The organism is Aeromicrobium endophyticum (genome assembly GCF_003586285.1).
Taxonomy (GTDB): Bacteria; Actinomycetota; Actinomycetes; order Propionibacteriales; family Nocardioidaceae; genus Aeromicrobium; species Aeromicrobium endophyticum.
Genome location: NZ_QUBR01000002.1, coordinates 1,570,020 through 1,576,556, shown reverse-complemented (window position 1 = coordinate 1,576,556; position 6,537 = coordinate 1,570,020). Strand labels below are relative to the sequence as shown.

Below are 6,537 nucleotides of genomic sequence, written 5' to 3'. Positions count from 1 at the left end.
AAGCCTCTCAGCGCCGATGGTACTGCACTGGAGACGGTGTGGGAGAGTAGGACGTCGCCGGACAATCATTAGCGCGAGGCCGCCCCACCAGGGGCGGCCTCGCTGCATTTCCCGCCCACCAGCGGGAATTCACGCAAGGGCCGGTCCCTCGTGCTTCGGGCACGTGGGACCGGCCCTTCGTGCGTCCACGGGGTGCTGGCCCTGCACCTTCCGTGCGACACGTGCCCTAGGTTGAACAGGTGAGCCCTGTGAACGTCCGTGTCCCCGCCAAGATCAACCTGTGCCTGGGTGTGGGGCCCGTGCGTGACGACGGGTACCACCCGCTGGCGACGGTCTACCAGGCTGTCGATCTGCATGACGAGGTGCGAGCCACGGGGCGTGACGACGACCAGATCACGGTGTCGGTGCATTCCGAGATGGATGTGCGCAGCGAGATCTCCGTCGTGCCCGATGGCGACGACAACATCGCGGTCAAGGCTGCGCGCCTGCTGCGGGAGCGCACCGGCATCTCGTCGGGCGTCGATCTCTCGATCCGCAAGGTGATCCCCGTCGCGGGTGGGATGGCAGGCGGCTCGGCCGACGCGGCCGCGGCTCTGGTTGCGTGCAACGAGGTGTGGGGGACGGGGCTGTCGCGCCCAGCACTCGAGGTGCTGGCGGCCCAGCTGGGCAGCGACGTGCCGTTCCTGCTGCACGGCGGCAACGCGGTGGGCGGCGGGCGCGGCGAGACGGTGAGCCCCGTGCTGGCGCGTGGCTCGTACCACTGGGTGTTCGCGATGGCGCACGAAGGTCTGTCGACGCGTGCGGTGTTCGCCGAGTTCGACCGCCTCAACACCGGCGCGGAGGTGCCTGAGCCGGTCGTGCCCGACGCGCTGCTGGCCGCCCTGCGTGCGGGGGATGCAGAGGCGCTCGGCGCGGCCCTGTCGAACGATCTGACCGAGGCAGCCTTCTCGCTGCGCCCCGAGCTGGAAGACACCCTCAGCATCGGCATCGAGGCCGGTGCCCTGGGTGCGATCCTGTCGGGGTCGGGTCCCACTGCGTTGTTCCTGGCCAGCGACGAGGCGCACAGCCTCGACATCGCCTTCGCGCTCAGCAGTGCGGCGGGCTGTGCCGACGTGGTGCAGTCGCGGGGGCCGGTGCCGGGTGCTCGAGTGGGCTGACGCCCCCGCGTGGGCCCGGCTCAGCCCTCGAGCAGCTCGGTGAGCTCGAGCCAGCGCTCCTCGTGGCCGGCGATCGTTGCGGCCAGCTCGTCGATCTCCTTCGACCGTGCGAGCAGGCCGGGGACGTCGGACGGGTCGTGCACCGCGAGCTCGGCCCGGAGCTCGTCGATGCGCGCCGTGAGCTTGACCATCTTGCGATCGATCGACGCGACCTCCTTGCGCGTCGTGCGCTCCTCGGCGCTCGAGAGGCGGGAGACCTTGACGTGCCCCGCGGTCGACGGGTTGGTCGCCGACGGCGTGTCCTGCTGTCGGCGCAGCTCGAGGTACTGGTCGACGCCACCGGGCAGGTGCCGCAGCCGTCCGTCGAGGATCGCGTACTGCTGATCGGTGATGCGCTCGAGCAGGTAGCGGTCGTGCGAGACGACCAGCAGGGTGCCGGGCCACGAGTCGAGCAGATCCTCCATCGCCGCCAGCATGTCGGTGTCGAGGTCGTTGGTCGGCTCGTCGAGCACCAGGACGTTGGGCTCGTCGAGCAAGATCAGCAACAGCTGCAGACGGCGCTTCTGGCCACCCGACAGATCACGCACCGGCGTCGACATCTGTGCGCTGGAGAAGCCGAGGCGCTCCAGCAGCTGCGACGGCGTCATCTCCTTGCCGCCTGACACGTAGGCCGTGCGCTGACGCCCGACGACGTCGCTGACGCGGTCGTCGCCGACGTCCTTGAGCTCGTCGAGCTCCTGGGTGAGGGTGACGACCTTGACCGTCTTGCCCTTCTTGACCCGTCCGCTGCTGGGCTCGACCTTGCCGGTCACCAGGCCGAGCAGGGTCGACTTGCCGGCGCCGTTGGCCCCCAGGATGCCGGTGCGCTCGCCCGGCCCGATGCGCCACTCGATCTGGTCGAGCACGTCGTTGGGCGACGTCTCGGATCCGGTCGGCGGATACGACACCGAGACGTCGAGGATGTCGACGACGTCCTTGCCGAGCCGCGACGTGGCCATCTGCTTGAGCTGGATGGGATCGCGTGGTGGCGGCTCGTTGGCGATGAGCTCGTTGGCGGCGTCGATGCGGAACTTGGGCTTGGACGTACGGGCGGGGGCGCCGCGACGCAGCCAGGCGAGCTCCTTGCGCATGAGGTTCTGGCGCTTGGACTCAGTGGCCGACGCGTGCCGGTCGCGCTCGACACGCTGGAGGATGTAGGCCGCGTAGCCGCCCTCGAAGGGCTCGACGATCCCGTCGTGCACCTCCCACGTGGCGGTGCAGACCTCGTCGAGGAACCACCGGTCGTGGGTGACGACCAGCAGGCCGCCGGCGTTGGCGGCCCAGCGCTTCTTCAGGTGCCCAGCCAGCCAGGTGATGCCCTCGACGTCGAGGTGGTTGGTGGGCTCGTCGAGGAACAGCACGTCGTCGTCTCCGACCAGCAGCCTCGCCAGCGCGACGCGGCGACGCTGGCCTCCTGAGAGCGTCCCGACCGTCGCGTCCCACGGGATGTCGGAGACGAGGCCGGCGATGACGTCGCGCACCTTGGCGTCGCCGGCCCACTCGTAGTCCTGCATGTCACCGACGATGGCGCGGCCGACCGTGCCGGCCTGGTCGAGGACGTCGGTCTGGTCGAGCATGCCGATCGTGACGCCGCCGCGCGTCGTGACGCGTCCGGAGTCGGGCTGCAGGGTGCCGGCGAAGATGCGCAGGAGGGTCGACTTGCCGTCGCCGTTGCGTCCGACGATGCCGATGCGATCGCCTTCGTCGATGCCGATCGTCACGGACTCGAAGACGGTCTTGGTCGGGAAGTCGAGCGCGATCTGTTCCACGCCGAGAAGATGTGCCACTGGACGAGTCTAGGGGCGTGCCGGCAGCGCCGACGACGCGCGGTCAGCGGTCGAAGGGACGCGACAGCGTTCGCAGCGACGCCGCGAGGTCACCGGCCTCGCGTTCGCCGAGCCCGGCGAGCAGCTGCTTCTCGTGGGCCAGCAGGGCGTCGAGCGCTCCGTCGACCGCGGCGCGTCCGGTCGGCGTGAGCCTCACCTGGACGCCGCGACGGTCGTCGGGGTCGGGCAGCCGCTCGACGAGACCCTTGCGGACCAGGCGGTCGACCCGGTTGGTCATCGTCCCGCTGGTCACCAGGGTCTCGTGCACGAGCTGGCCGGGCGACAGCTGGTACGGGTCGCCGCTGCGACGGAGGGCCGACAGCACGTCGAACTCGGACGGCTCGAGGTCGTGGTCGGCGAACGCCTCCTTGCGGGCCCGGTCGAGGTGCAGGGCCAGGCGCGTGACGCGGCTGAGCACGTGCATCGGCGAGACGTCCACGTCGGGACGCTCGTGCTCCCAGGCGGCGATCAGCCGGTCGACATCGTCCTCCACGTGCTCATCCTAGGTCAGGCGTCAAGATTCTTGACATCGAGATTGTGGGGTCAGCGCGCGATGACCGGCCCGATCGTCAGGAGGTGGGCCGAGCCCGAGCGGCAGGCCTGGGCTGCGTGCTCGACGAAGACCGCGGTCCGCGAGTTGGGCGGGTACACCCGGAAGCCGTCAGCCTGTGCGGGTGAGCAGGAGCCCTCGAAGTTGCCCGCCTGGGCCTGCTGGAGCCGTGCCGCGGCCGAGCCGCCCGGCACCAGGACGATGACGGCGGGGCTGCCGGTGCGGTCGGTGCGGTCGGCGGCCGCCCCGAGCTGGTGACCGTCGCCGCCCCCCACGTACGAGACGCCGGGCCAGCCGGTCATGGCACATGGCGACGTGGAGGTGCTGGTCAGCACGAGGTGGCCGTAGACGCTGCCGGCGGCGCCTCCGTCGGCGTCGTCGGCGTACGAGACGCGCAGCTGACCGGCCCGGCAGGTGGGCGTGCCGCCGGACGAGGCGGTGGGCGAAGGACTCGATGACGGTCCGGGTGACGCAGGCGTCGCGGACCCGGGCGCCGGGCTGCTCGCCGGCGGAGAGGCCTGCCCTGCCGATGTCGTCGACGACGGCGCGGCCGAGGTCTGGTCGGACGAGGAGCAGGCCGACAGGACCAGCACGAGGCCCAGGCAGGCGAGTGCGCCCGGCCGCAGGCGCCAGATGATGGTCATCATCCGAGGGTAGGCAGCGTCGATGCGCCGCACCTGAGACCAGGCCGTGCATCAGCCGAGAGGATCCGATGAGCCCGGTACCGAGGCGACCGGGGAAGGACCCGGACGGCGGTACGGTCGTCAGGTGTCCCTCGAAGACGCGGCCGTGGTCGCCGCCGGTCCCACCCGTCTGGCCGAGCTGCTGCGCTCGGGAGAGCTGACGTCGCGCCGGCTCACCGAGCTGACCCTCGCCGCGATCGCCGCGAAGGACCCCGCGATCAACGCGATGGTGTCGGTGTTCGCGGACGAGGCGCTGGCAGCGGCCGACGAGGCCGACCGGCGACGGGCGGCGGGGGAGTCGGGCCCGCTGTCGGGCATCCCTGTCGTGGTCAAGGACGATCTCGACATCCGCGGCACCGTGACGGGTCTGGGCAGCCGTGCACAGACGTCGGTCGCTGCGTCCGACAGCGATCTGGTCGCCGCGATGCGGGCAGCAGGCATGGTGATCGTGGGCACGTCGACGCTCCCGGAGCTCGCGATCACCGGGTTCACCGAGTCCGAGCGGTCGGGCATCACGCGCAACCCCCACCACCTGGGGCACACGCCGGGTGGCTCGTCAGGCGGCTCGGCGGCTCTCGTGGCCGCCGGGGCGGTGAGCATCGCCACGGCGTCCGACGGCGCCGGCTCGATCCGCATCCCGGCGGCGTGCTGCGGGCTCGTGGGATTCAAGCCGACCCAGGGCACGATGCCCAGCTCCGGAGGATGGCACGGGCTGTCGACGCAGGGCGGCCTGGCCGCACGCGTCGTCGACAGTGCCCTGTTCCTCGACACCTTCGGAATTTTCGGCTCGTCGCTCGTCGAGGCGGCCACCCACGATCCCGCCCCGTTGCGGATCGGCGTGTCGTTCAGCGCAGCCGCCGCGACGAAGCCGGCGCCGCTCGACCCGCGCGTCCGCGAGCAGGTCGAGCACGCGGCGGCTCTCCTCGGCGGTGCCGGTCATCGCGTCCGTGCGGTCGACGTGCCGTACCCGATCGCGTCCAAGGCGCTGACCGTGCGCTACCTGGGCGGCATCGCGCAGGCGGCCGGCCGGGTCGACGATCCTGCGTTGCTCGAGGCGCGAACCCGGCAGATCGCACGTCTCGGGCGTCCCTTCGGGCCTCGGGCCGTCGCGTGGGCCGTGCGGCAGGGGCGGGCCTGGGGCGACTCCGTGCACGACGCGCTCGACGTCGACGTGCTGCTGACCCCCGTGATGAGCGGTCCGGCGATCCCGGTGGAGCACTGGAAGGGCAGGGGTGGGCTGTCGACCGTGCTGGCGATGAACGCGTTCTACCCGTACACGGCGCAGTGGAACCACGCCGGCGTGCCGGCCGTGTCGATGCCCATGGGGTCGACGGACGAGGGCCTGCCGCTCGCGGTGCAGCTGATCGCACGCCGAGGCGACGACGCCCGGCTGATGGCCCTGGCGGGGCAGCTGGAGCGGCTCGAGGTGTCACGAGATCAAGTATCTTGACATCAAGATATATCGGTCGTACGGTCGGAGCATGACCGACTGGGACCCCACCCGCTACCTCCGCTACGCCGACGAGCGCTCCCGCCCGTTCGTCGACCTCGTCAACCGCGTGCAGGGCGAGCCGCGCAGCATCGTCGACCTCGGCTGCGGGCCCGGCCACCTGACGGCGGTCCTGCGCGCCCGCTGGCCCGAGGCGACGGTGCTCGGCGTCGACTCGTCCGTCGAGATGATCGAGCGCGCTCGCGCCGAGGACGCCGACCCGCTCGCGTCGTACGAGCTGGCCGACGTCTCGACGTGGGAGCCGCCGGCGCCCGTCGACCTCATGGTCTCCAACGCGCTGTTCCAGTGGGTGCCCGACCGCCTGGACGTCATCGAGCACCTGGCCGGCCAGATCGCTCCTGGCGGCACGTTCGCGGTGCAGACCCCCAACAACTTCTCCGAGCCGAGCCACCGGCTGCTGTCGGAGGTCGCGTCGCGACCGGCCTACCGCGACCTGACGGACGGCCTGCACGAGAACCGGGGCACGGCCCCCGAGGCGTACCTCGACCTGTTCAGCCGCCTGGGCTGGGAGGTCGACGCCTGGGAGACGGCCTACCTGCACGTCCTGCAGGGGGAGAACCCCGTGCTCGACTGGATCTCGGGCACGGGAGCGCGTCCGGTGCTGGCGGCGCTGCCCGCCGGGCTGCGGGAGCAGTTCGTCGACGAGTACGGCGCGGCGTTGCGCGAGGCGTACCCGTCGCGACCGTACGGCACCGTGATGCCGTTCGCCCGAGTCTTCGCCGTGGCCCGCCGGGCACGCTGACTCCGGTAGGCTGTCGGCGCTGTCCCCGGG

The 6,537-nt window shown here is 71.4% G+C and carries 6 protein-coding genes; 3 read left to right on the top strand and 3 right to left on the bottom strand.

All coding sequences use genetic code 11. The features are described 5' to 3' along the window. The first annotated feature begins 239 nt into the window (after positions 1-239). Positions 240-1,157 carry a 4-(cytidine 5'-diphospho)-2-C-methyl-D-erythritol kinase gene (locus DX116_RS18190; RefSeq protein WP_199716122.1) on the top strand — a complete coding sequence of 306 codons (918 nt, stop codon included), beginning with the start codon at positions 240-242 and terminating at the stop codon, positions 1,155-1,157. 20 nt (positions 1,158-1,177) lie between these two features. Here the strand turns inward: DX116_RS18190 and DX116_RS18185 are convergent, their stop codons facing one another. Genes DX116_RS18185 through DX116_RS18175 form a run of 3 tightly spaced genes read right to left on the bottom strand, consistent with a single transcriptional unit; the run spans position 1,178 to position 4,216 of the window. Further along, on the bottom strand, positions 1,178-2,983 hold the full coding sequence (locus tag DX116_RS18185) for an ABC-F family ATP-binding cassette domain-containing protein (RefSeq protein ID WP_119705584.1): 1,806 nt from the start codon (positions 2,981-2,983) through the stop codon (positions 1,178-1,180). Between the two features lie 43 nt (positions 2,984-3,026). Continuing rightward, positions 3,027-3,515, bottom strand: a complete 489-nt coding sequence (locus DX116_RS18180; RefSeq protein WP_119705583.1) for a MarR family winged helix-turn-helix transcriptional regulator — start codon at positions 3,513-3,515, stop codon at positions 3,027-3,029. 50 nt (positions 3,516-3,565) lie between these two features. Then, the gene (locus DX116_RS18175; protein WP_147393716.1) at positions 3,566-4,216 is read right to left on the bottom strand and encodes a DUF4232 domain-containing protein; all 651 of its coding nucleotides are present in this window, start codon (positions 4,214-4,216) and stop codon (positions 3,566-3,568) included. 124 nt (positions 4,217-4,340) lie between these two features. Between DX116_RS18175 and DX116_RS18170 the strand changes: the two genes are divergently transcribed. Continuing rightward, complete coding sequence (locus DX116_RS18170; protein WP_158592034.1) at positions 4,341-5,705, top strand: amidase; 1,365 nt, start codon at positions 4,341-4,343, stop codon at positions 5,703-5,705. 31 nt (positions 5,706-5,736) lie between these two features. Further along, a complete protein-coding gene (locus tag DX116_RS18165) occupies positions 5,737-6,507 on the top strand; it encodes a methyltransferase domain-containing protein (RefSeq protein ID WP_119705580.1) in 771 nt (256 codons plus the stop codon). Positions 6,508-6,537: the final 30 nt, after the last annotated feature.